This is a genomic window from Streptomyces sp. ALI-76-A, from assembly GCF_030287445.1.
Taxonomy (GTDB): Bacteria; Actinomycetota; Actinomycetes; order Streptomycetales; family Streptomycetaceae; genus Streptomyces.
On sequence record NZ_JASVWB010000002.1, the window covers coordinates 1,671,539 to 1,691,690 of the forward strand.

The following is a 20,152-nucleotide window of genomic DNA, read 5'->3' on the forward strand; positions in this document are numbered from 1 at the left end:
GAGGGGGATTTCAGATAGTGAGCGACAGGCTCCTGGTCACCCGGCCCGCGATCGGGAGCAGCCGGTCCCGGATCTCCGGCAGCCGGGACAGCCGGTCCGAGGGCAGGGACACGCCGAGCGAGCCGAGGACGTCCCCGCTGTAGACGGGCACGGCCACGCAGACCGTGCCGAGGGCGTACTCCTCCTCGTCCGTGACGGCGGGGGCCACCGGTGAGGAGGCGAGCCGTCGCAACAGCTCCGGCCGGCTGGTGATCGTCCGCGGTGTGAGGTCGGCGAGGTGGTGCCGGGACAGGTAGTCCGCACGGGCCTCGTCGTCCAGCTCCCGCAGCACGGACTTGCCCAGCGCGGTGGCGTGCCCCGCGTCCTCGAACCCCACCCACAGGTCCACGCGGGGCGCCCGGGGGCCGTCGACGATCTCGGCGACCCGGATCTCGCCCTCCTCGTAGAAGGTGAGATAGGCGGCGGTCGTGAGCTGGTCGCGCAGCGCCGCGAGCGTGGGGCGGACCCGGCTGAGCAGCGCCTGTCCCCGGCTGGTGGTGTGCAGGGTCTGTAGCTTGTCGCCCAGGACGAACCCGCCGTCGTCCAGCTTGCGCAGGTATCCGTCGTGGACCAGCGTCCGCAGCAGGTGATAGGCGGTGGCCAGGGGCAGCCCGGCCTCCCGTGCCAGCTGCTTGGCCGGTGCGCCGTTCTCGTGCGCGCTCACCGCCTCCAGCAGCCGGAAAGCCCGCTGGACGGAGGTGATGAGCGTGGGGCCGTCGTGCGCAGCCATAGGACCAGCGTGCGCCCGGTACGCGGCACAGGCAAGGCGCGGCCGGGATCCGGTAGGACCGCGCCCGCCGGCGGTGGGATCCGGAGAGGGCCCGTGCGGTGGGATCCGGAGAGGACCATCGGGGGGAGGGCCGCACCCGCCGGCGGTGAGAATTCCCTGTATCCGGGAGTCGCATTCGATGCGGCGGGGCGGAAATGGACGTCCGATAGGACGCGGCACCTGCCGCCCATTCTCCCCGCGCTTCCCCGTGCTCCCGTGCGCCCCCCAGGAGAAAGGGTTCCGCGCATGAGGCCGCAGGTTGGACTGGGCAGGACTTGGTTCAAGCACCACGTCGGTGAAACATCACCGAATTCCGTGTGCCGACTGAGACAGGTGGTATTCGATGAGCGCCTTTGTCCCTGAATCCGAGCGAATGTGGACGGTGGGTACTGCTCCCAGCATATTCCCGTCCCTCACCCACGGTATCGCCTTGTTCCGCCGCCCGCTGGAATTCCTGAAATCCTTGCCCGCGCACGGCGATCTGGTGGAGATACGCCTCGGCCCCCTGCGCGCCTGGGTCGTGTGTCACCCGGAACTGGTCCACGAGATGCTCCGGGACACCCGCACCTTCGACAAGGGCGGGACGCAGTACGACCGGCTGCGGCTGCTGATGGGCGACGGCGTCGTCACCTGCCCGCACGCCGAGCACCGCAGGCAGCGCAGGCTGGTGGGGCCCGCGTTCCGCCCGTCCCGCGTCGCCGGGCACACGGACCTGATGGCCGAGGAGGCGGAGGCGGTGTGCCGCGCCTGGCACGCCGGGCAGCGGGTCGACGTCAGCGCGGCCATGATGGCCATGACCACGCGGGTGATCAGCCGCGTCCTCTTCTCCGGCTCCCTCGACGCCACGCGCTCCGCCGAGGTGCGGCGCTGTCTCGCCGACGTCGTCCGCGGACTGTTCGTACGCACGGTCGTACCGCTCGACGGTGTCTTCCGCCTGCCCACGCCCGCGAACCGCCGCTACCGGCACGCGGTCGCCCGCCTGCACACGATCATCGACGACCTGATCGCCGAGCGCCGCCGGGGCGCCGCCCGTGACGACCTGCTGGGGACGCTGCTGGAGTCGGCGCGCGACGACGGCGGCACGATGCCCCCGGCCGGCGAACGGGAGGTGCACGATCAAATGATCACGCTCCTGCTGACCGGGGTGGAGACCACCGCCCTGTGCCTGGCCTCCGCGTTCGCCCTGCTGGCCCGGAACCCGGAGGCGGAGCGGCGCCTGCACGCCGAACTGGACACCGTCCTCGCCGGGCGCACCCTCGTCGCCGCCGACCTGCCGCACCTGGTCCACACCCGCAACGTCGTTACGGAGACGCTGCGCCACTCCCCTCCGGGCTGGCTCTTCACCCGCGTCACCACCCGCGACACCCGGCTCGCCGGACACCGGCTCCCCCGGGGCTCCACCGTTCTGTACAGCCCCTACCTCCTCCAGCACGACCCCGCCTCGTTCCCCGACCCCGACCGGTTCCTCCCCGACCGCTGGCTGCCCGGGCGGTCGGCACCCGGACCGCGGGGCGCGATGGTCCCGTTCGCCGCGGGGGGCCGGAAGTGCCTGGGCGACACGTTCGCCATGACGGAGGCGATCGTGGCCGTCGCCGTCATCGCCGGCCGCTGGCGACTGCGCCGTCCGCCCGGCCCCGTCGAACGGCCGCGCCCGGCGGTGACGCTGGGGCCCCGGTCGCTGGTGATGACCTGTGAGCCGCGTGCGTGCGGTACGACCGTGTCGCCGGCCCGTGCCGACGCGCCCGCACACCGGGGTGACGGCGCACTTCGAGTTCCGGAAGCCCGAACGGCAGGTGACCACGATGTCGATGACGCATGAGGAAAGCACGCTCGCCGCGCACGGCCCACCACCCGTCACACCGCACGCCATGACCCTGAAGGAACTGGTCGACGCCCACCTAAGCATGCCCTTCGTGTTCCGCAGGAACCGCCACGAAGCCGCGGCGGTGGCGGGTGTCGAGGAGTGGCTGCGGGCGCGGGGGCTCACCGGTGAACCGGGGGTGACGGCGATGCTCTCCTCCACCCGCCCGGCCGTGCTCGCCTCCTACACCAGTCCGGACGTGGACGCGGACATCCTCCGCATCGTCGCGAACCAGATCGCCTACCAGTTCGTCTTCGACGACCGGGCGGAGGAGGTCGGCCGGCGGTGGCCGGACCGGCTGCTGCCCATGCTGTGCGAGAGCGTCGCGATCCTGCGGGACGGCCGGCCGCCCACCACCGTCCTCGGAGCGGCCCTGGCCGACCTGTACCGACAGGTCCAGGAACGGTGCACCCCGGCCCAGGCCGCGCGCTGGGCCTGGGCGGCCCGTGAGTACGTCCACGGCCTGCTGTACGAGTCGGTGGCCCAGAACGGCCCCTTGCCGCTGCGCACCGGGCTGTGCACCGCCGTACGGTCGCTGACCGCGGGGGTCGAGCCCTTCTACCCGCTGTACGAGGCCGCGCAGCCCGTCGAGCCGGCCCCCGAGGAACTGCACCACCCGGTCATGCGGCGCCTGAACCGGCTGTCGGTCGACGCGGCCGTGTGGACGGCGGACCTGTTCTCCGCGGTGAAGGAGCAGCGAGCGGGCGACATGATCAATCTCGCGCTCGCCCACCAGCGCGCCCACCGCTGCTCCCTGCCGGCCGCCGTGACCCTGGCCGTCCAGCAGATCAACGACGCCATCAGCGAGTTCGAGAGTCTGTACGCGGAGATCGAGCCGACGCTGAGCCCCGCGGGCCTCGGCTATGTGGACGGCATGATCGGCTGGATCCGCGGCTGCTACCACTGGTCGCGCACCGTGCCGCGCTACGCGGACACCGCCTCGACGCCCGCGCTCCCCTGACGACGCCCAGGCCGCCCCGAGCGCTCCCACGACCTCGTGAGGCCTTCCGTCACCACGCCTCGGAGGAGGTGCATTCGGACGACGATACCCGCGCGGCGGGCCTCCCAAGCCGTGCCCGCGGGTGATTCACCCTCCGCGGTGTGCTCGTTCGCGAACTCGTCCGTGCCGCCCCCCGTGAGGCATACGCTCTGCGCTGCTTCCCGGTGGTCGGAGTCCGGTGGCCGAGGCTCCGGCGGCCGAGGCTCCGGCGGCCGGACGACAGAGAGCGGTAGGGCACATGGCGTATGGGTCACGGCAACCGAGCGACCGGTCCCGGCGGTTGCTCGAACGCCGTCAGGAACTCGAGACGCTCGACGCCGCGCTGTCGGACCTGCGCGCCGTCGCCGACGGCGGGCCGCGCACCGGGCACAGCGGGCTGCTCGCCTTCACCGGTCCGGCGGGACTGGGCAAGACCGCGCTGATGACGGAGGCCCGCGCCCGCGCCACCGCGGGCGGCTTCCGGGTGCTCTCCGGCAGGGGCGGCGAGGCGGAGCAGGAGCTGGCGTTCCACGTGGTCCGCCAGCTCGTCCAGCCCGCGCTGGCGTCGATGGAGGAGGCGGAACGCCGGGCGTTCCTGGGCAGTTGGTACGGCATCGTGGCCGCCACGCTCGGCCTGGAGGCGGCGGACACCGCGCAGGTGCCGGACCCCACCGGTGTGCGGGACGGCCTGGACTGGGTCATGACGCGCCTGGCGGTGATGCGGAAGGCGCCCGTCGTGCTGCTCCTCGACGACCTGCACTGGGCCGACGCCGAGTCCCTCGGCTGGCTCGCGTCCTTCGCTTCCCGGGCCGCGGACCTGCCGCTGCTGATCGTCGTCGCCTACCGGCCCGACGAACTGCCCCGCGAGGCGGCTCCCTTCCGTGCCCTGGTCGACGGTCACGGCGGCCGCCCGTGCGTCCTGGCACCGCTGACCGCCGCGGCCGTGGCGCGGATCGTGCGGGAGCAGGTCGGGGACACCGCCGACGACGAGTTCTGCGAGGAGTGCTGGACGGTCACCGGGGGCAGCCCGTTCGAGACCGTCGAACTCGCCATCAGGCTGGGCCGGCGGAACCTGAAGGGCACCCAGGACGAACTGCCCGCGATGCGGGGCCTCGCCGCCGCCGTGAAGGGGCCGGGGCTGATCCAACGGCTCCAGCGGCTCGGCACGAGCACCGTCCGGTTCGCGCACGCGGGAGCGGTCCTCGGTGCGCCCTTCTCACCGGAACTCGCCGCCACCATCGCGGTGATCGGCCGCGAGGACGCAGCCGAGGCGGCGGAGAGGCTGCGCGACGCCCGCATCCTGGCCGACGAGCCCGGGCCGGGCGGCGGCCTCGGTTTCGTCCACCCGCTGATCGCCACCACGATCTACCGGTCCATCCCGTCGGCCTGGCGGGTCGGGTTCCACAACGCCGCCGCCGAGGCCGTCCGCGCGGCGGGCCACGGCCCCGCCGCGGCCGCCCGGCACCTGCTGGAGGTCCCCTGCGAGGGGAACCCCGAGGCGGTCGACTGCCTTCGCGAGGCCGCCCGTGAATGTCTGCGCGCCGGCGCGCCGGAAGCCGCCCGTCGCCTGCTGACCCGGGCGTTGCAGGAGCCGCCCCTGCCGGAGGAGCGTGCCGCCCTGCTGCACGAACTCGCGGGCTCGACGTTCCTCATCGAGCCCACGGCCACCGTGCACCACCTCCGGGCGGCGCTGGCGGAGTCCGGGGACGACCCGGAGCTGCGGGCCTCCATCGTGTACCGGCTCACCCAGGCACTGGCCCACACCGACCGGATGGCGGAGGCCGCGACCGTGGCCGCCGAGGAGGCCCGGACGGCCGCCAACGCCCGGGTACGGCTGCGGATGCAGGCCGATCACTTCGTGTGGAGCATGTTCCGCACCGACGAGCCCGACTCGTCCGCCCGCTCCCGCAGGCTGACCCGGCTGGCCGCGCAGCTGTCCGGCCGGGGCCGTCCGGCCGGCCGCGGACTGGAGGAGCGCTGCATCCTGGGCCTGCGCGCGTGGGACGCCCTGCTGCGCGGCGAGCCCCGGCGGACGGTCCTGGAACACGCCGAGGCCGCCCTGAGCGGCGGGATGAGCTGGACCGACGAGAACCGGGGCTTCGAGGTGCCCGTCTCGGTCGCTCTGGCCTTCATGTACTGCGACCAGCCGCGACGCGCCGAGGAGTTGTTCACCAAGGGGATGGCGGAGTGCGAGACCAAGGGCTGGCGCGGTTCCCATCTGGCCGTCGGCCAGACGCTCTTCGCCTACATCCGCTACCGCCGGGGCTGTCTGGCGGAGGCGGAGAACTGGGTGCGCGAGGGCCTGCGCGCGGCCGAGCGGGTCGAAGGGGCGGTCCCGGCCCAGTGGTTCGCCATCGGCATCCTCATCCAGACGCTGCTGGCCCGCGGACGGACCGGTGACGCGCGCCGCCTCGCCGACCGCCACCGCTACGGCGAGGTGGTCCCGAACGCGGTCATCTACCCCGATCCCCGCACGGTGTACGCCGAGTTACTGCTGGCGGAGGGACGCCTCACGGAGGCGGAGCGGCTGTTGACCGGGGTCGGGGACTGGCTGGACGGGCGGGACTGGCACAACCCCGCCTGGTGCCCCTGGCAGCTGCGTCTGGCGTCCGCGCTGGCCCGTTCGGCGCCCGACCGGGCCGTCCGGCATGCCCGGGACGCCGTGCGGCGGGCCCGGGACTTCGGCGCGGCGTCCGCGATCGGCCAGGCGCTGCACACCCTGGCCGAGGTGACCGGCGGAAGGGCGGCGCTCGACCTGCACGCGGAGGCCGTGGAACAGCTGGAACGGTCCCCGGCCGCCTACGACCTGGCCCGCGCGCTGGTCGGTCACGGAGCCTCGCTGTCCCGCAACGGCCGGCTGCACGACGCCGCGGACCGGCTCTACCGGGGGCTGGAGGGTGCCGTGCACTGCGGGGCGGAGGCGCTCGCCGGCCGGGCCAGGGCGGAGCTGTCCGCGGCGGGACTGCGGCCGCTGCCCCTGCGCTACACCCAGACGGACACGCTCACGGCCCACGAGCGGAAGGCGGCCGAGATGACGGCCCACGGCCACCCGACAGCGGTGGTCGCCAAGGATCTTCACCTCACGGAGCAGGGCGTACGGCATCTGCTCTCCTCCGTCTACCGCAAGGTCGGCACCGACCCGGCGGGCCTCGCCGACGCGCTGGAGGCCTTTCCGCGTCCCCGCTGCTGAGCCTGGTCCCAGACGCGGACGCCCGGCGGCCACCCGCCGGTCCGGGCCCCGGCGCGGCGCGGGAGAATGGCCCGCGTCGGGTTCCCTCGCACACCAGGAGGCAGGTTGCGACCGCAGACCCACGGTCCGGACGACTCCGGGACACCGTTCGACTGGGGCGTTCCGGGTGCCGGCCCGGGGGCCGGGATCCTCGGCGAGCTCTCCGGCCGGCGCGTGCTCGACCTCGGGCGCGGCCCGGCCCGGCGCGCCGCGCATCTGGTCCGCGTGCACGGCGCCTCGGTGGACGCGGTCGACTGCTCGCCCGACCGGCCCGGGCGGTCCCGCGCCGGCCAGGACGCACTGCCCGGGCTGCGCGTGCTGCGGGCCGACGCGGTGGAGTACCTGAGCACCGCGGAGCCGTACGACGTCATCTGCTCCGTGGACGCCGTCCCGTACGCCGATCCCCGCCGCCTGCTGCCCGTCCTCGTCTCGGCGCTCCGGCCCGGCGGGACCCTGTGCTTCACCGTGCCGCACACCGACTCCCACGGCACCGGACCCTCGTCGGCCGTCGAACCCCGCTTCGAGGCGGGCGTCCCGGTGTGGGTGCTCACCCCGGAGCTGTGGACGGACCTGCTCACGGAGCACGGACTGCGCGTCGAGCACGTCGACGTCCTGGACTCCCCCGCGGGAGACGACCCCGCCTCCCACCGGCTCTTCCGGGTCGTCCGGCCCGTGCGGGTCTCCTCCCGCCCACGCGACGGCCGCCCGCCCGCCGCGCACGCCGCGCTCGGTGTCGGCGCCATCCTGTACGGCCCCCGCGGTCTGCTCCTGGGCCGGCACCGGCGGGGCACCTGGGAGCTGCCCGGCGGGACGGTGGAACCCGGCGAGTCGCTCCAGGAGGCGGTCGTGCGCGAGCTGGGCGAGGAGACCGGGATCGCCGCGCGCCCGGCCGACGTACGTCTTCTGGGCACGCTCCTGGACCACGTGGAGGACGTCGTACGGGTGACCGTGACCGCCCGGGTCGAGGCGTGGCGGGGGGAGCCGGCCGATCAGCCCGGTGAACGCGTCGGCGACTGGCGCTGGTTCGCCCTGGACCGGCTGCCGGAGGACCTGTTCGTGTGCAGCGCCCAGGGCCTCGCCGCGTGGCGGCCCGGGCTCCCCCTCGACCACACGCCGGCCCACTTCACGCCGTACGCCCCCTGACCGTCTGCCGCCCGGCCGGGCGCAACGCTCTCGCAACCTTCGCCGTGCTGCACTCGCGGACCATGGACGAGGAATCCGCCCCCACCCCGTACGACGAGGTACCCCGCGTGGAGCTGACCCCCGCGGCCGCCGACCTGCTGCGCCGGCTGCGCGCGACGCACGGGCCGCTGATGTTCCACCAGTCCGGCGGCTGCTGCGACGGCAGCGCCCCCATGTGCTACCTGGCGGGCGAGTTCCGCACCGGCGGCGCGGACGTGCTGCTCGCGGAGCTGACCGTGGAGGGGGTCGAGGAGCCGGTGTCGTTCTGGATGTCACGCAGCCAGTACGAGGTGTGGAGCCACACCCGGCTGATCATCGACGTCGTCGAGGGCCGGGGCGGCGGCTTCTCGCTGGAGGCGCCCGAGGGGGTGCGTTTCCTCACCCGTTCGCGGGTCGTCGGCGCCTAGACACCGCGCCGGCCCGGTCCCTCTGGTGCACTTCCCCGGAGTCCTGGGAGAGTTGACGAGACATCGGGGGGCCTAGGTGACACGTCGTCACAGACCGTACGGCGCGGGCGGATCCGTCCTGGCGTCGCTCGTGGCGCTCGGCACACTGGCCGGCGCGGGCCTGGTGGGGGCGGCACCGGCCGGCGCCGTTCCGGGCCGCGCCGCGCTCGCGCCGGGCGTCGGGTACGAGGAGTTCGACGTCCCGGCGGCCCGGGGGGTGACCCACGTCCATGTGCTGACCGCCGATCTGAGTGATCCGCGGGTACGGCTGGACCTGCTGTACCCCGGGGCGGTGGCCGCGCGCTCCCCCGTCTCCGGCATGGCCGACGCGGCGGGGGCCGTGGCGGGGGTGAACGGCGACTTCTTCAACATCACCGAGACCCAGCACCCGGGCGTCGAGGCCACCGGCGCGAGTGTGGGCCCCGCCGTCGCGCGAGGCCACGTCCTCAAGGCGGCGGTACCGGACGGCCAGCGCTTCGGGCCCGCGCTGCCGCCCGGTACCGGCACCGAGGACGTGGTCGGGGTGGGCGTGGACGGGCGCGCCCGGCTGGACGACCTCACCCTCGACGGGTCGGTCACCACGCCCGAGGGACGGCTGCCGCTCGGCGGGCTGAACCAGTACGCGCTGCCCGAGGGCTCCGTCGGCGCGTTCACCTCGGCGTGGGGCAGTGCCTCCCGGGTGCGCGCCACCTGCGGGACGGACACCGACCGGGCCGCCCCGTGCAGCACGGAGACCTACGAGGTGACGGTCCGTCACGGCCGGGTGGTGTCGGTGTCCGGTACTCCCGGCGGTGGTCCCATCGGCAGGGGCACCACCGTGCTCGTCGGCCGGGAGGCGGGGGCGCGGCAGCTGCGGACGCTGTCCGAGGGCGAGACGGTGCGGGTGCGGCACCGGCTGGTGGCGTCGGCGACCCGGGTCCCGTACCGCTTCGCGCTCGGCGGCTACCCGGTCCTCGAGGGCGGCCGGCCCCTGCCCGGGCTCGACGACCGGACCTCGGCCGTGCGGACCGCCGTGGGCGTCGCGGACGGCGGGCGGCGTCTGCTGCTGCTCGCGGTGGACGGCGCCCCGGCGTACCGCACCGGCCTGACCATCGCCGAAGTCGCCGACGTCATGCGCGGGTTGGGCGCGGTGGACGCCTTCAGTCTGGACGGCGGGGGCTCGACGACCCTGGTCGCCCGGACGCCCGGGGCGGACGCGGTCTCCGTGCTCAACCATCCCTCCGGCGGCACGGAGCGCCCCGTCCCGAACGGCATCGGGATCTTCACGGTCTCCTGACGCTCAGGGTCTGAGGCCGCTGACGATGTCCGCCGTCGCCGTCAGACCGCTGTTGATGCTGGGGGCGATGTTCGTGCCGGCCAGACAGAACCCGAGCAGCAGGCACACCAGCGCGTGGGAGAACTTCAGTCCGCCACTGCGCAGGAAGACCGCTGCCAGGATCACCAGCAGGAGCACCACCGAGATGGAAACCGCCATCGTCAACCTCCTCCGCCACGTCCGCTTCGCGGCGTTCGGCCGCAAGTGTGGCGTAGCGGAGGGTTCGTCCGGGCGGTTGGCCTGTGCTCCGAACGTGTGGTGTCCGGCGGGTCGGGCCGGCCGGCGTCGTCCGGGTCAGCTGTGACCGGGGCGATCGGAACGACGTCGTCACGCCGTCCGCCGGGCGTCGAGGAACGCCTCCAGGCCGGCCAGGTCGTCGGTGTTGACGTGGTCGACGCCGGCGGCGAGCAGCTCGGTCCACACCGCGTCGCGGGCCGGGCCCGGCAGGTCCGGGGTGGCCCACAGCCGTACCCGCTGTCCGCGCGCGTGCGCGGTCCGGACGATGCCGCGCAGCTTCTGCCGTTCGGCTTCGGGGAACGCGCCGACGCCCGTCCAGGTGAAGTTGAGCGTCCAGTTGTCGCTGATCAATGGGATGAGGGAGGCCGGCGCCGGACCGCCGAGGTCGGCCAGCCGCCCGTCGTAGAAAGCCCGGCGGACGGTCTGGGCCGCCAGCGGGGTACGGGCCGCACGGTCGCCGGAGACGACGGCGGTGACCGGCCCGGGCAGCACGCGTCCGTGCGCGTAGGTCGTGAACAGGTGCTTGTACCGCTTGAGATGCCGGTCGAGTTCCAGGTACGTCGACGAGCCCTCGGTCTTGATGTCGATCAGCAGTTGCAGCGGCCTGCGGTGCCCCCGGTACACGGAGCCCCGGTTGGCCCGGACCCGGGCGGCCAGCGGTTCGAGGTACAGGGACTCCAGGGTGCGGGCCGGGTCGAGGTCCACGGGGTCGTGCGCGACGAGGAGTTGGCCGCCCACCAGGAAGATGTCGGCCTCGACGCTGCCGAAGCGGTGGTCGAGGGCGTCGAGGAGGGGGCGCGGGTGCTCGTAGTCGTTGTGGGCGTGGGCGCGCCACAACGGGCGCGGGCGGTGCTTGCGTTCGCCGGCCAGGGCGTCGGTGGCGGGCAGGGCGACCGCGCCCGCGAGCGCGGCGCCGAGGGTGGTGAGGGCTCTGCGGCGAGTGGTGAGGGCCATGTCTGTCTCCTGGTAGGCCGTACCGGACCGGTGGGGGTCTCCCGAGTCGGGCGAAGTCGAAACTGGGGGAGAGTATGCGATCCGGACGGCCCGGATATGCAGCCCTGGAACAGGAGTTGGCCGGACCGCCGTTGTTCGTTCACCTCACCGGAGACACCGGGGACGAGGACACGAAAAAGCCCGCCCCAGGTGGGGCGGGCTTTGCCGGGTGGACGTCAGGGGGCCTGGAGATCGGCCAGTCCGGCCAGGGCCGTGCGGTGGGCGCCCGCGGTGCCGAGGGCGATCGAGTCGGCCTTCGCCCGCTTGAGATACAGGTGGACCGGGTGCTCCCAGGTCATGCCGATGCCGCCGTGCAGTTGGAGTGCCTCCTCGGCGGCGCGGACGGCGACCGGCGCCGCGTAGGCCTGGGCGACGGCGACCGACACGTCGACGTCCTGGCCGGTCGTGAGCGCGTCCGCCGCCTGCCGGGCCGCCGCGCGCAGGTTGACGATCTCCAGCCACAGCTGGGCGAGCCGGTGCTTGAGCGCCTGGAACCCGCCGACGGGACGGTTGAACTGCTTGCGCTCCTTGAGATGGCGGACCGTCTCGGTCAACGACCATTCGGCCAGCCCGAACTGCTCCGAGGCGAGCAGTCCCGCCCCGGCCCGCAGGGCCCGGTCCACGGCCGGTCCGGCGTCACCGATCCGGCGGGCCGCCGCCCCGGCGAAGGTGACGGTGGCGAGCGGCCGGGTCAGGTCCAGCGACACCTGCGGGGTGACGGTCACGGCGTTCGCCGTGACGGCGTACAGCCCGCCGTCGTCGCCCGGGACGAGCAGCACGTCGGCGACGGCCGCGTCCGCGATGCCGGTCAACTCCCCGCGCAGCGTGCCGTTCTCCACCCGTACGGTCTGGAAGGCGGCGCCCGGGGCCAGGTGCAGGGCGACGGCGAGGGCGCCGACCGTCCGGCCCGACGCCAGTTCGACGAGCAGGTCGTCGGCCCCGCAGGCGAGCAGCGCCTCGGTGGCGACGACCGCACTGGTCAGGTAGGGGACGGGAGCCACGGCCCGACCCAACTCCTCCAGGACCACGGCGACTTCGCGGTGCGTGGCGCCCTGGCCGCCCTGCGCCTCGGGTACCAGCAGGCCGGCCAGGCCCATGCCCTCGGTGAGCGCCTTCCACGTCTCGCGGTCGTGGGGCGTGGCCGACTCGGTCCGCGCGATGACGCCCGCCGCGTCGCAGTGGTCCGTGAGCAGGTCGCGGACGGCGGCGCGGAGGGCCTCTTCCTCCTCGGAGTAGAGCAGATCGCTCATCGGGCCAGGTCCTTCCAGGCGACGTCCTTGTCGGTGCGCGGCTCGGCGGGCAGGCCCAGGACCCGCTCCGCGACGATGTTCAGCAGGACCTCGGTGGTCCCGCCCTCGATGCTGTTGCCCTTGGAGCGCAGGTAGCGGTAACCGGCGTCGCGGCCGGTGAAGTCCACCAGTTCCGGGCGGCGCATGGTCCAGTCGTCGTACGACAGGCCCTCGGCTCCCCGGAGTTCGACCTCCAGGCCGCTGATCTCCTGGTTGAGGCGGGCGAACGCGAGTTTCATGCCGGCGCCCTCCGGTCCGGGCTGGCCCGCGACGAGCTGCTGGCGCAGGCGTTCGCCGGTGAGGCGGGCGACCTCGGCCTCCACCCACAGCTTCAGCAGGCGCTGGTGCAGGTCGTGGGTGCGCAGGTCGGGGCGCTCGCGCCAGGTCTTGGCGACCGGGCCGATCATGCCGCCCTCGCGGGGCAGCCGCATGCCGCCGATGGCGACGCGTTCGTTGTTGAGCGTGGTCTGCGCGACCCGCCAGCCGTCGCCGGCCTCACCGAGGCGGCGGGAGTCGGGGATGCGGACGTCGGTGAGGAAGACCTCGTTGAACTCGGCCTCGCCGGTGATCTGGCGCAGTGGCCGGACCTCGACGCCCGGGTCGGTCATGTCGCAGAGGAAGTACGTGATGCCCCGGTGCTTGGGCACGTCCGGGTCGGTGCGGGCGATGAGGATGGCCCAGCGGGCGAGATGGGCGCTGGACGTCCACACCTTCTGCCCGTTGACCACCCAGTCCTCGCCCTGCCGGACCGCCCGGGTGCCGAGCGCGGCCAGGTCGGATCCGGCACCCGGCTCGCTGAACAGCTGGCACCAGACCTCCTCACCGGTCCACAGGGGTCGCAGGTAGCGCCGCTTCTGCTCCTCGGTGCCGTACTGCAGGATCGTCGGCGCTGCCATGCCGAGGCCGATGCCGATGCGCCGCGGGTTGTTGTCGGGGGCGCCCGCGGCCTCCAGAGCGGCGTCCACGACCGCCTGGAGGTGGCGTGGGGCACCGAGTCCGCCGAGACCCTCCGGATAGTGCACCCAGGCGAGTCCGGCGTCGAAGCGGGCCTTCAGGAAGTCGGTGCGGTCCGTGGCGGCGGGAGGGTGCGCGGCCAGCAGCTCCGCCGTGCGGCGCCTGAGGTCGGCTGCGTCGGTCATGCCGCCGCTCCTTCCGCGCTGCCGGGGACGTCGTGACCGGGGACGACGGTGACGCGCCCGGTGGTGACCCCGTCGGCGACCCGCTGCACGGCCGCCGCGGCACCGTCGAGCGGTACCCGCTCGCTCACCAGCGGCTTGACGGCGCCGCCGGCGGCGAGTTCGGTGAGCTGCTCGTGGCAGTGCTGGACCAGCTTCGGGTTCTTGGTGGCGTACAGGCCCCAGTGCAGGCCCAGGATCGCGTAGTTCTTCACCAGGGCGTGGTTGAGCGGCGGGCTGGGGATCGTGCCGCTCGCGAAGCCGACGACGACGATCCGGCCCTCGAAGGCGACGGTCTTGGCCGACTGGGTGTAGGCGTCTCCGCCGACCGGGTCGTAGATCACGTCGGCGCCCCGGCCGCCGGTGGCCTCCTTCACGGCGACGACGACGTCCTCGCTCCGCCGGTCGATCACCACGTCACAGCCCAGCTCGCGGGCGACGGCGGCCTTGTCGGCGCCGCCCACGACACCGATGACCGTCGCGCCCGCCGCCTTGCCGAGCTGTACGGCCGCGCTGCCGACCCCTCCGGCGGCGGCGTGGACGAGCAGCGTCTCGCCGGCTTCCAGGCGGGCCCGCCGGTGCAGACCGAACCAGCCCGTCTGGTAGCCGATGTGCAGGGCGGCGGCCTCGGAGTCGTCCAGCGAGTCCGGGGCGGGCAGCAGGGCGGCGGCGTCCGCGACGGCGTACTCGGCGAAACCGCCGTGCGGCAGCGCGGGGTTGGCGATCACCCGGCGGCCGTCCTCGGTCTCGCCGCAGATCTCCACGCCCGGCGTGAACGGCAGCGGCGGCCTGACCTGGTAGTGCCCCCGGACCATGAGCGCGTCCGGGAAGTTGATGTTCGCGGCGCGCACCTTCAGCAGGACCTGGCCGTCACCGGGCGTGGGCCGCGCCACCTCCGCGAGGCGCATCACCTCGCCCGGCTCGCCGTTCTCGTGCACGTGCCATGCCTGCATGCGGGGCCTCCACGGGACTGCGTCGTCTTACCGGAGTCAGGAACCGGATTCACGGATCGTGGTCACGGACGGGATCACGGACCGGAATCAGGGACCGGCTTCACGGACCGGGTCACCGCATACTAAGCGGTCGCTTGCCGATCAGGGAACAGTCGTGTGCGTCACGGCCGCTTGGGCCGTGCCCGTACGTGGATCCGCTCGCCCTGCGGCCCGAACAGGCTCAGGAACTCCGCCGGCCCCTCCCCCGTCGACCCGAACCAGTGCGGCACCCGGGTGTCGAACTCGACGACCTCCCCGGCCGTCAGGACGGCGTCGTGCCCGCCCAGCACCAGCCGGAGCCGCCCCGACAGCACGTACAGCCACTCGTAGCCCTCGTGGGTCCGCGGCTCCGGTTCCTCGTTCGCCTGCGGCACCAGCACCTTGAAGGCCTGGAGTCCGCCGGGCTGACGGGTGAGCGGCCAGTAGGTGCGCCCGTGCCGGGTGATGGGCGCGGCCCGCACCCGCGGATCACGCACCGCCGGCGTTCCCACCAGTTCGTCCAGCGCCACCTCGTGCGCCCGCGCGATCGGCAGCAGCAGTTCCAGGCTCGGCCTGCGCAGCCCCGACTCCAGCCGGGAGAGCGTGCTCACCGAGATGCCGGTCGCCGCGGACAGCCCGGCCAGGGTGGCCCCCCGTTCCTTGCGGATCCGCCGCAGCCTCGGGCCGACCTCGGCGAGGACCTCGTCCATGTCGTCGTCACTCATGACGCCTATTGCAGTTTCGGCAAACATGTTTGTCAATGCGGCAGCGGTCGCGCGACTGTCTCGGTGGAGGTGGTCACCGTGACCGAGAACAACACCGACCCGTACGAGGTGGTCGTCATCGGCGGCGGCGCGGCCGGACTGTCCGCCGCGCTGGTCCTGGGCCGCGCCCGGCGCCACACGCTGGTCGTCGACGCGGGCGAGCCGCGCAACGCTCCCGCCGCGCACATGCAGGGCTACCTGTCCCGGGACGGCATGTCCCCGGCCGAGTTCCTGGCGGCCGGCCGGGAGGAGATCGCGCGGTACGGCGTCGAGCTGGTCCGGGACCGGGTGGTGGACGTCCGCCGGGGTTTCGCCGTGGAGCTGGCCGGCGGACGCACCGTGCGCGCCCGGCGCCTGGTGGTCGCCACCGGTCTCAGGGACGAGCTGCCGGCCGTGCCCGGCCTGGCGCGGCGCTTCGGGCGCGATGTGCTGCACTGCCCGTACTGCCACGGCTGGGAGGTGCGCGACCAGGCCTTCGGCGTGCTCGCCACGACCCCGATGAGTGTGCACCAGGCGCTGATCGTGTCCCAGTGGTCGAAGGACGTGACCTTCTTCCTGCACACGGTCGCCGAGGCGGAGCTGTCGGACGACGACCTGCGCAGACTCGCCGCGGCCGGAGTGAAGGTGGTGCCCGGCGAGGTCTCCCGACTGGTCACGGAGGACGACCGGCTCACCGGCGTCCGGCTGGCCGACGGCACCACGCACGACCGCCAGGTGCTGTTCGTGGCGCCCCGGGCCGTGCCGCGGACCGATCTGCTCCGGCGCCTCGGCGCCGAGCTGCGGGAGACCCCGTTCGGCGCGTACCCCGTGGTGGACGAGACCGGCCTGACGACCGTGCCCGGCGTGTGGTGCGCGGGCAACGCGATGGGCTTCGCGGAGCAGGTCGTGAACGCGGCGGCCGGCGGCTACCGGGCGGGCGCCACGATCAACGGTGAGCTGCTGATGACGGACCTCGACGCGCCGGCCCGGGCACAGAACGACGGCGTCGGGGTGTAGAGCGCCCCGCTCCGGTGCACCATGACTGCATGCTGCTGACCCGGCTGGCCCGTGTGTCCCAGGAGGTCGCCGCCACCTCGGCGCGCTCCCGGAAGATCGAGCTCCTCGCCGAGCTCTTCCGGGACGCCGAGGCGGCGGACGTGCCGATCGTCATCCCGTACCTCGCGGGACGGCTGCCCCAGGGGCGGCTCGGCGTCGGCTGGAAGGTGCTGAGCCGTCCGGTGCCCCCGGCCGCCGAGCCCGCCCTGACCGTCCGCGAGGTGGACGCCCTGCTGAGCGAGCTCGGCACGGTCTCGGGCTCCGGCGCACAGGCCGAGCGGGCCCGTCTGGTCGGCGCGCTGATGGGCGCGGCCACCGGGGACGAGCAGCGGTTCCTGCTCGGGCTGCTCAGCGGCGAGGTGCGGCAGGGCGCGCTGGACGCGGTCGCGATCGAGGGGCTCGCCCGGGCGACCGGGGCGCCGGCGGCGGACGTGCGGCGGGCCGTGATGCTGGCGGGCTCGCTCCAGACGGTGGCCGCGGCCCTGCTCGCGGAGGGGCCCGGCGCCCTGGACCGCTTCCGGCTGACCGTCGGCCGCCCGGTCCTGCCGATGCTCGCCCACAGCGCCTCCTCGGTCGCCGAGGCGGTCGGCAAGCTGGGCGGGTGCGCGGTCGAGGAGAAGCTGGACGGCATCCGCGTCCAGGTGCACCGCGACGGCGACACCGTACGGCTGTACACCCGCACCCTCGACGACATCACCGACCGGCTGCCCGAACTGACCGCCGCGGCACTGGAGTTGAGGGGCGAGCGCTTCATCCTGGACGGCGAGGTCATCGCCTTCGACGCCGACGGGCGCCCCCGCTCCTTCCAGGAGACCGCCGGCCGGGTGGGCTCCCGGGTGGACGTGAGGACGGCCGCCGAGGCGGTGCCCGTCTCCCCGGTCTTCTTCGACGCGCTCCTCGCCGACGAGCGTGACCTGCTCGACCTGCCGTTCGCCGAGCGGCACGCGGAGCTGGTCCGGCTGGTGCCCGAGCCGATGCGGGTGCGGCGCACCCTGGTGTCCGGTCCCGACGACGTGCGCGCGGCCGAGGAGTTCCTCGCCGAGACCCTGGAGCGCGGGCACGAGGGCGTCGTCGTGAAGTCCCTCGACGCCTCCTACGGCGCGGGCCGGCGCGGCGCGTCCTGGCTGAAGGTCAAGCCCGTGCACACGCTCGACCTGGTGGTCCTGGCCGCCGAGTGGGGTCACGGCCGCCGCACCGGAAAGCTCTCCAACCTGCACCTGGGCGCCCGCACCGCGAACGGTTCCTTCGCCATGCTCGGCAAGACCTTCAAGGGCATGACCGACGCGATGCTGGCCTGGCAGACCGAACGGCTCCAGGAGCTGGCCGTGGAGGACCGCGGACACGTGGTGACCGTACGCCCCGAACTCGTCGTCGAGATCGCCTACGACGGTCTGCAGCGGTCCACCCGCTACCCGGCCGGGGTCACCCTCCGCTTCGCCCGGGTGGTCCGCTACCGCGAGGACAAGCGGCCGGAGGAGGCCGACACGGTGGAGACGCTGCTGGCCGCGCACCCGGAGGTACGGCCGTGACGGCGGCGAGACGGAGCGCCGGACTGCTGCTCTTCCGGTACAGCGATCGCGGCTTGGAAGTGTTGCTCGGGCACATGGGCGGCCCGTTCTTCGCGCGGCGCGACGCGGGGGCGTGGACCGTGCCGAAGGGTGAGTACGACCCCGCCGAGCCCGCCTGGGACGCGGCCCGCCGCGAGTTCCAGGAGGAGCTCGGACTGCCCCCGCCCGACGGTGAGGCCCTGCCGCTCGGCGAGGTCAGGCAGACCAACGGCAAGATCGTCACGGCCTGGGCGGTCGAGGCGGACCTCGACCCGGCGACGATCGACCCCGGCACCTTCCGCATGGAGTGGCCGCCGAGGTCCGGGCGGATCCAGGAGTTCCCGGAGCTGGACCGCGTGGCGTGGTTCGGCCCGGAGCAGGCCCGCGCGGTGATCGTGACGGCGCAGGCCGCGTTTCTCGACCGGCTGGCGGAGCACTCGGCCTGAGCGGACGCACCCGCGTCGCGGACCCCACCCGCACGCGGGAAGGTCGCACCACAGTCGCTCCACGGGAGGTCGGTCATGCCCATCGCAACAGTGAACCCGGCGAACGGCGAGACGCTCAAGACGTACCAGGCCATGGACGAGGAGGAGATCGAGCGCAGGCTCCAGCTCGCCGAGGCCACGTTCCGCACCTACCGGACGACGGCCTTCGCCGATCGTGCCCGACTGCTGCACCGGGCCGCCGGCCTCCTCGACGAGGACCAGCGGGACATCGCCCGGGTGATGACGACCGAGATGGGCAAACCGGTCACGCAGGCCCGCGCGGAGGCCGCCAAGTGCGCCAAGGCGATGCGCTGGTACGCCGACCACGCCGAATCCCTCCTCGCCGACGAGGAGCCGGCCACCGAAGACGTCAAGGACTCCGGCGCCTCCCGCGCCCTGGTGCGCTACCGGCCGATGGGCCCCGTGCTCGCGGTGATGCCGTGGAACTTCCCGCTGTGGCAGGTGGTCCGCTTCGCCGCCCCGGCCCTGATGGCGGGCAACGTGGGCCTGCTCAAGCACGCCTCCAACGTCCCGCAGACCGCGCTCTACCTGGAGGACCTGTTCCACCGCGCGGGCTTCCCCGAGGGCGCCTTCCAGACCCTGCTCGTCGGCTCGGCCGCGATCGACGACATCCTGCGCGACGAGCGCGTCAAGGCGGCCACCCTCACCGGCAGCGAGCCGGCGGGCCGGGCGGTCGCCTCCACCGCCGGCGAGATGATCAAGAAGACGGTGCTGGAGCTGGGCGGCAGCGACCCGTACGTCGTGATGCCGTCCGCCGACATCGACCGGGCCGCCCAGGTCGCGGTGACCGCGCGCGTGCAGAACAACGGGCAGTCGTGCATCGCCGCCAAGCGGTTCATCGTGCACACCGACGTGTACGACGCGTTCGCCGAGCGGTTCGTCCAGGGCATGCGGGCGCTGAGGCTCGGCGACCCGCTGGAGGAGGAGACCGAGGTCGGGCCGCTGGCGAGCGAACAGGGGCGGGCCGACCTCGAGGAACTCGTCGACGACGCCCGGCGCGGCGGGGCGCGCGCGCTGTGCGGGGGCGAACGGCCCGACGGGGACGGCTGGTACTACCCGCCGACCGTCCTGGCCGGCATCACCCGCGAGATGCGCGTGCACCGCGAGGAGGCCTTCGGGCCGGTCGCCACGCTCTACCGCGCGGCCGACCTGGACGAGGCCGTCCTGATCGCGAACGACTCCCCCTTCGGCCTGAGTTCCAACGTCTGGACCCGGGACGAGGGCGAGGTCGACCGGTTCGTACGGGACCTGGAGGCGGGCGGGGTGTACGTCAACGGGATGACCGCCTCGCATCCGGCGTTCCCGTTCGGCGGGGTGAAGCGGTCCGGGTACGGGCGTGAGCTGTCCGGGCACGGAATCCGGGAGTTCTGCAACATCACGACCGTATGGCACGGGGCGTGAGGGTTCCGCGGCTACGATCCCCTTTGTGAACCGCGAAGTGACTCTGCCTCTGATCGTCGACGACCGCGGGACCCTTCAGGTGGCTGCCGCCGATGTCAGCAAGCTCTTGCGGACCGTGGGCGGGCGGTGGCTGCATCTCGTCGAGGCCGGGGAGGACGGGCTCGACGAGGACACGGTGGCCGCGCTGACCATCGAGCTGGCCAAGCTGGCCGATCGGATCGACGTCGCGTGCATCGCGCACAGCAGCGGAAGCACGCCGTAGGGACCGCCGTCCGTTCGCCCCACGCCGGTCCGTCGCGGCCGGTCGTACCCGGTCCGGCCGCACACCGATGCGGCGCATCGAGCAACTGAGGCGCCGATGACCGGGGCGGGGGCCCCGCCCCCCTCGGGCGCGGGGAACGGCGAGACCGGCCC

At 73.8% G+C, this 20,152-nt stretch carries 18 protein-coding genes; 11 read left to right on the forward strand and 7 right to left on the reverse strand.

Annotated features, from left to right (window positions below; all coding sequences use genetic code 11):
• Positions 1–10 precede the first annotated feature (10 nt).
• The gene (locus QQS16_RS08435) at positions 11–769 is read right to left on the reverse strand and encodes an IclR family transcriptional regulator (protein WP_286060998.1); all 759 of its coding nucleotides are present in this window, start codon (positions 767–769) and stop codon (positions 11–13) included.
• A gap of 469 nt (positions 770–1,238) precedes the next feature.
• Here QQS16_RS08435 and QQS16_RS08440 point away from each other — a divergent pair, with 469 nt between their 5' ends.
• The 6 genes from QQS16_RS08440 (at position 1,239) to QQS16_RS08465 (ending at position 9,781) form a co-directional block, all read left to right on the forward strand.
• Positions 1,239–2,627 (forward strand): cytochrome P450, encoded by a 1,389-nt coding sequence (locus QQS16_RS08440; protein WP_286060999.1) that lies wholly within the window; start codon positions 1,239–1,241, stop codon positions 2,625–2,627.
• Positions 2,611–3,630 (forward strand): (-)-alpha-amorphene synthase, encoded by a 1,020-nt coding sequence (locus tag QQS16_RS08445; RefSeq protein ID WP_286061000.1) that lies wholly within the window; start codon positions 2,611–2,613, stop codon positions 3,628–3,630. Before QQS16_RS08440 ends, QQS16_RS08445 begins: the two co-directional genes overlap by 17 nt.
• A 277-nt stretch (positions 3,631–3,907) precedes the next feature.
• Positions 3,908–6,838: an ATP-binding protein gene (locus tag QQS16_RS08450; protein WP_286061001.1), complete on the forward strand. Its 2,931-nt coding sequence runs from the start codon at positions 3,908–3,910 to the stop codon at positions 6,836–6,838.
• Between the two features lie 105 nt (positions 6,839–6,943).
• A complete protein-coding gene (locus QQS16_RS08455; protein ID WP_286061002.1) occupies positions 6,944–8,020 on the forward strand; it encodes a bifunctional class I SAM-dependent methyltransferase/NUDIX hydrolase in 1,077 nt (358 codons plus the stop codon).
• Between the two features lie 62 nt (positions 8,021–8,082).
• On the forward strand, positions 8,083–8,466 hold the full coding sequence (locus tag QQS16_RS08460) for a DUF779 domain-containing protein (protein WP_286061003.1): 384 nt from the start codon (positions 8,083–8,085) through the stop codon (positions 8,464–8,466).
• A gap of 76 nt (positions 8,467–8,542) precedes the next feature.
• Entirely contained in the window at positions 8,543–9,781 is a 1,239-nt protein-coding gene (locus QQS16_RS08465) for a phosphodiester glycosidase family protein (protein ID WP_502963775.1), read from the forward strand.
• A gap of 3 nt (positions 9,782–9,784) precedes the next feature.
• On the opposite strand, the gene QQS16_RS08470 is transcribed toward QQS16_RS08465, so the two are convergent.
• The 6 genes from QQS16_RS08470 to QQS16_RS08495 form a co-directional block, all read right to left on the reverse strand.
• The gene (locus QQS16_RS08470; RefSeq protein ID WP_286061004.1) at positions 9,785–9,979 is read right to left on the reverse strand and encodes a hypothetical protein; all 195 of its coding nucleotides are present in this window, start codon (positions 9,977–9,979) and stop codon (positions 9,785–9,787) included.
• Positions 9,980–10,147: 168 nt separating this feature from the next.
• On the reverse strand, positions 10,148–11,011 hold the full coding sequence (locus tag QQS16_RS08475) for a phosphatidylinositol-specific phospholipase C/glycerophosphodiester phosphodiesterase family protein (protein ID WP_286061005.1): 864 nt from the start codon (positions 11,009–11,011) through the stop codon (positions 10,148–10,150).
• A 215-nt stretch (positions 11,012–11,226) separates the two neighbouring features.
• A complete protein-coding gene (locus QQS16_RS08480; protein WP_286061006.1) occupies positions 11,227–12,300 on the reverse strand; it encodes an acyl-CoA dehydrogenase family protein in 1,074 nt (357 codons plus the stop codon).
• On the reverse strand, positions 12,297–13,478 hold the full coding sequence (locus tag QQS16_RS08485) for an acyl-CoA dehydrogenase family protein (protein ID WP_286061007.1): 1,182 nt from the start codon (positions 13,476–13,478) through the stop codon (positions 12,297–12,299). Before QQS16_RS08485 ends, QQS16_RS08480 begins: the two co-directional genes overlap by 4 nt.
• Entirely contained in the window at positions 13,475–14,467 is a 993-nt protein-coding gene (locus QQS16_RS08490; RefSeq protein WP_286061008.1) for an NADPH:quinone oxidoreductase family protein, read from the reverse strand. Before QQS16_RS08490 ends, QQS16_RS08485 begins: the two co-directional genes overlap by 4 nt.
• Before the next feature lie 161 nt (positions 14,468–14,628).
• Positions 14,629–15,210 (reverse strand): helix-turn-helix domain-containing protein, encoded by a 582-nt coding sequence (locus QQS16_RS08495; RefSeq protein ID WP_286061009.1) that lies wholly within the window; start codon positions 15,208–15,210, stop codon positions 14,629–14,631.
• Between the two features lie 69 nt (positions 15,211–15,279).
• Between QQS16_RS08495 and QQS16_RS08500 the strand changes: the two genes are divergently transcribed.
• From QQS16_RS08500 to QQS16_RS08520, 5 genes are all read left to right on the forward strand, one after another.
• Positions 15,280–16,245 carry an NAD(P)/FAD-dependent oxidoreductase gene (locus tag QQS16_RS08500; protein WP_286066256.1) on the forward strand — a complete coding sequence of 322 codons (966 nt, stop codon included), beginning with the start codon at positions 15,280–15,282 and terminating at the stop codon, positions 16,243–16,245.
• Positions 16,246–16,274: 29 nt separating this feature from the next.
• Complete coding sequence (locus QQS16_RS08505) at positions 16,275–17,813, forward strand: ATP-dependent DNA ligase (RefSeq protein ID WP_286061010.1); 1,539 nt, start codon at positions 16,275–16,277, stop codon at positions 17,811–17,813.
• Positions 17,810–18,277, forward strand: a complete 468-nt coding sequence (locus QQS16_RS08510) for an NUDIX hydrolase (RefSeq protein WP_286061011.1) — start codon at positions 17,810–17,812, stop codon at positions 18,275–18,277. Before QQS16_RS08505 ends, QQS16_RS08510 begins: the two co-directional genes overlap by 4 nt.
• Positions 18,278–18,352: 75 nt before the next feature.
• Positions 18,353–19,738: an NADP-dependent succinic semialdehyde dehydrogenase gene (locus tag QQS16_RS08515; RefSeq protein WP_286061012.1), complete on the forward strand. Its 1,386-nt coding sequence runs from the start codon at positions 18,353–18,355 to the stop codon at positions 19,736–19,738.
• 25 nt (positions 19,739–19,763) lie between these two features.
• Positions 19,764–20,000, forward strand: a complete 237-nt coding sequence (locus tag QQS16_RS08520; protein WP_030041549.1) for a DUF6213 family protein — start codon at positions 19,764–19,766, stop codon at positions 19,998–20,000.
• Positions 20,001–20,152 lie beyond the last annotated feature (152 nt).

Bases quoted from the DNA above. Each gene is read 5' to 3' on its own strand.
- QQS16_RS08445 (WP_286061000.1), top strand. From the start codon at position 2,611: ATGTCGATGACGCATGAGGAAAGCACGCTCGCCGCGCACGGCCCACCA.
- QQS16_RS08505 (WP_286061010.1), top strand. From the start codon at position 16,275: ATGCTGCTGACCCGGCTGGCCCGTGTGTCCCAGGAGGTCGCCGCCACC.
- QQS16_RS08480 (WP_286061006.1), bottom strand. From the start codon at position 12,300: ATGAGCGATCTGCTCTACTCCGAGGAGGAAGAGGCCCTCCGCGCCGCC.
- QQS16_RS08435 (WP_286060998.1), bottom strand. From the start codon at position 769: ATGGCTGCGCACGACGGCCCCACGCTCATCACCTCCGTCCAGCGGGCT.
- QQS16_RS08450 (WP_286061001.1), top strand. From the start codon at position 3,908: ATGGCGTATGGGTCACGGCAACCGAGCGACCGGTCCCGGCGGTTGCTC.
- QQS16_RS08490 (WP_286061008.1), bottom strand. From the start codon at position 14,467: ATGCAGGCATGGCACGTGCACGAGAACGGCGAGCCGGGCGAGGTGATG.
- QQS16_RS08470 (WP_286061004.1), bottom strand. From the start codon at position 9,979: ATGGCGGTTTCCATCTCGGTGGTGCTCCTGCTGGTGATCCTGGCAGCG.
- QQS16_RS08475 (WP_286061005.1), bottom strand. From the start codon at position 11,011: ATGGCCCTCACCACTCGCCGCAGAGCCCTCACCACCCTCGGCGCCGCG.
- QQS16_RS08495 (WP_286061009.1), bottom strand. From the start codon at position 15,210: ATGAGTGACGACGACATGGACGAGGTCCTCGCCGAGGTCGGCCCGAGG.
- QQS16_RS08515 (WP_286061012.1), top strand. From the start codon at position 18,353: ATGCCCATCGCAACAGTGAACCCGGCGAACGGCGAGACGCTCAAGACG.
- QQS16_RS08460 (WP_286061003.1), top strand. From the start codon at position 8,083: ATGGACGAGGAATCCGCCCCCACCCCGTACGACGAGGTACCCCGCGTG.
- QQS16_RS08485 (WP_286061007.1), bottom strand. From the start codon at position 13,478: ATGACCGACGCAGCCGACCTCAGGCGCCGCACGGCGGAGCTGCTGGCC.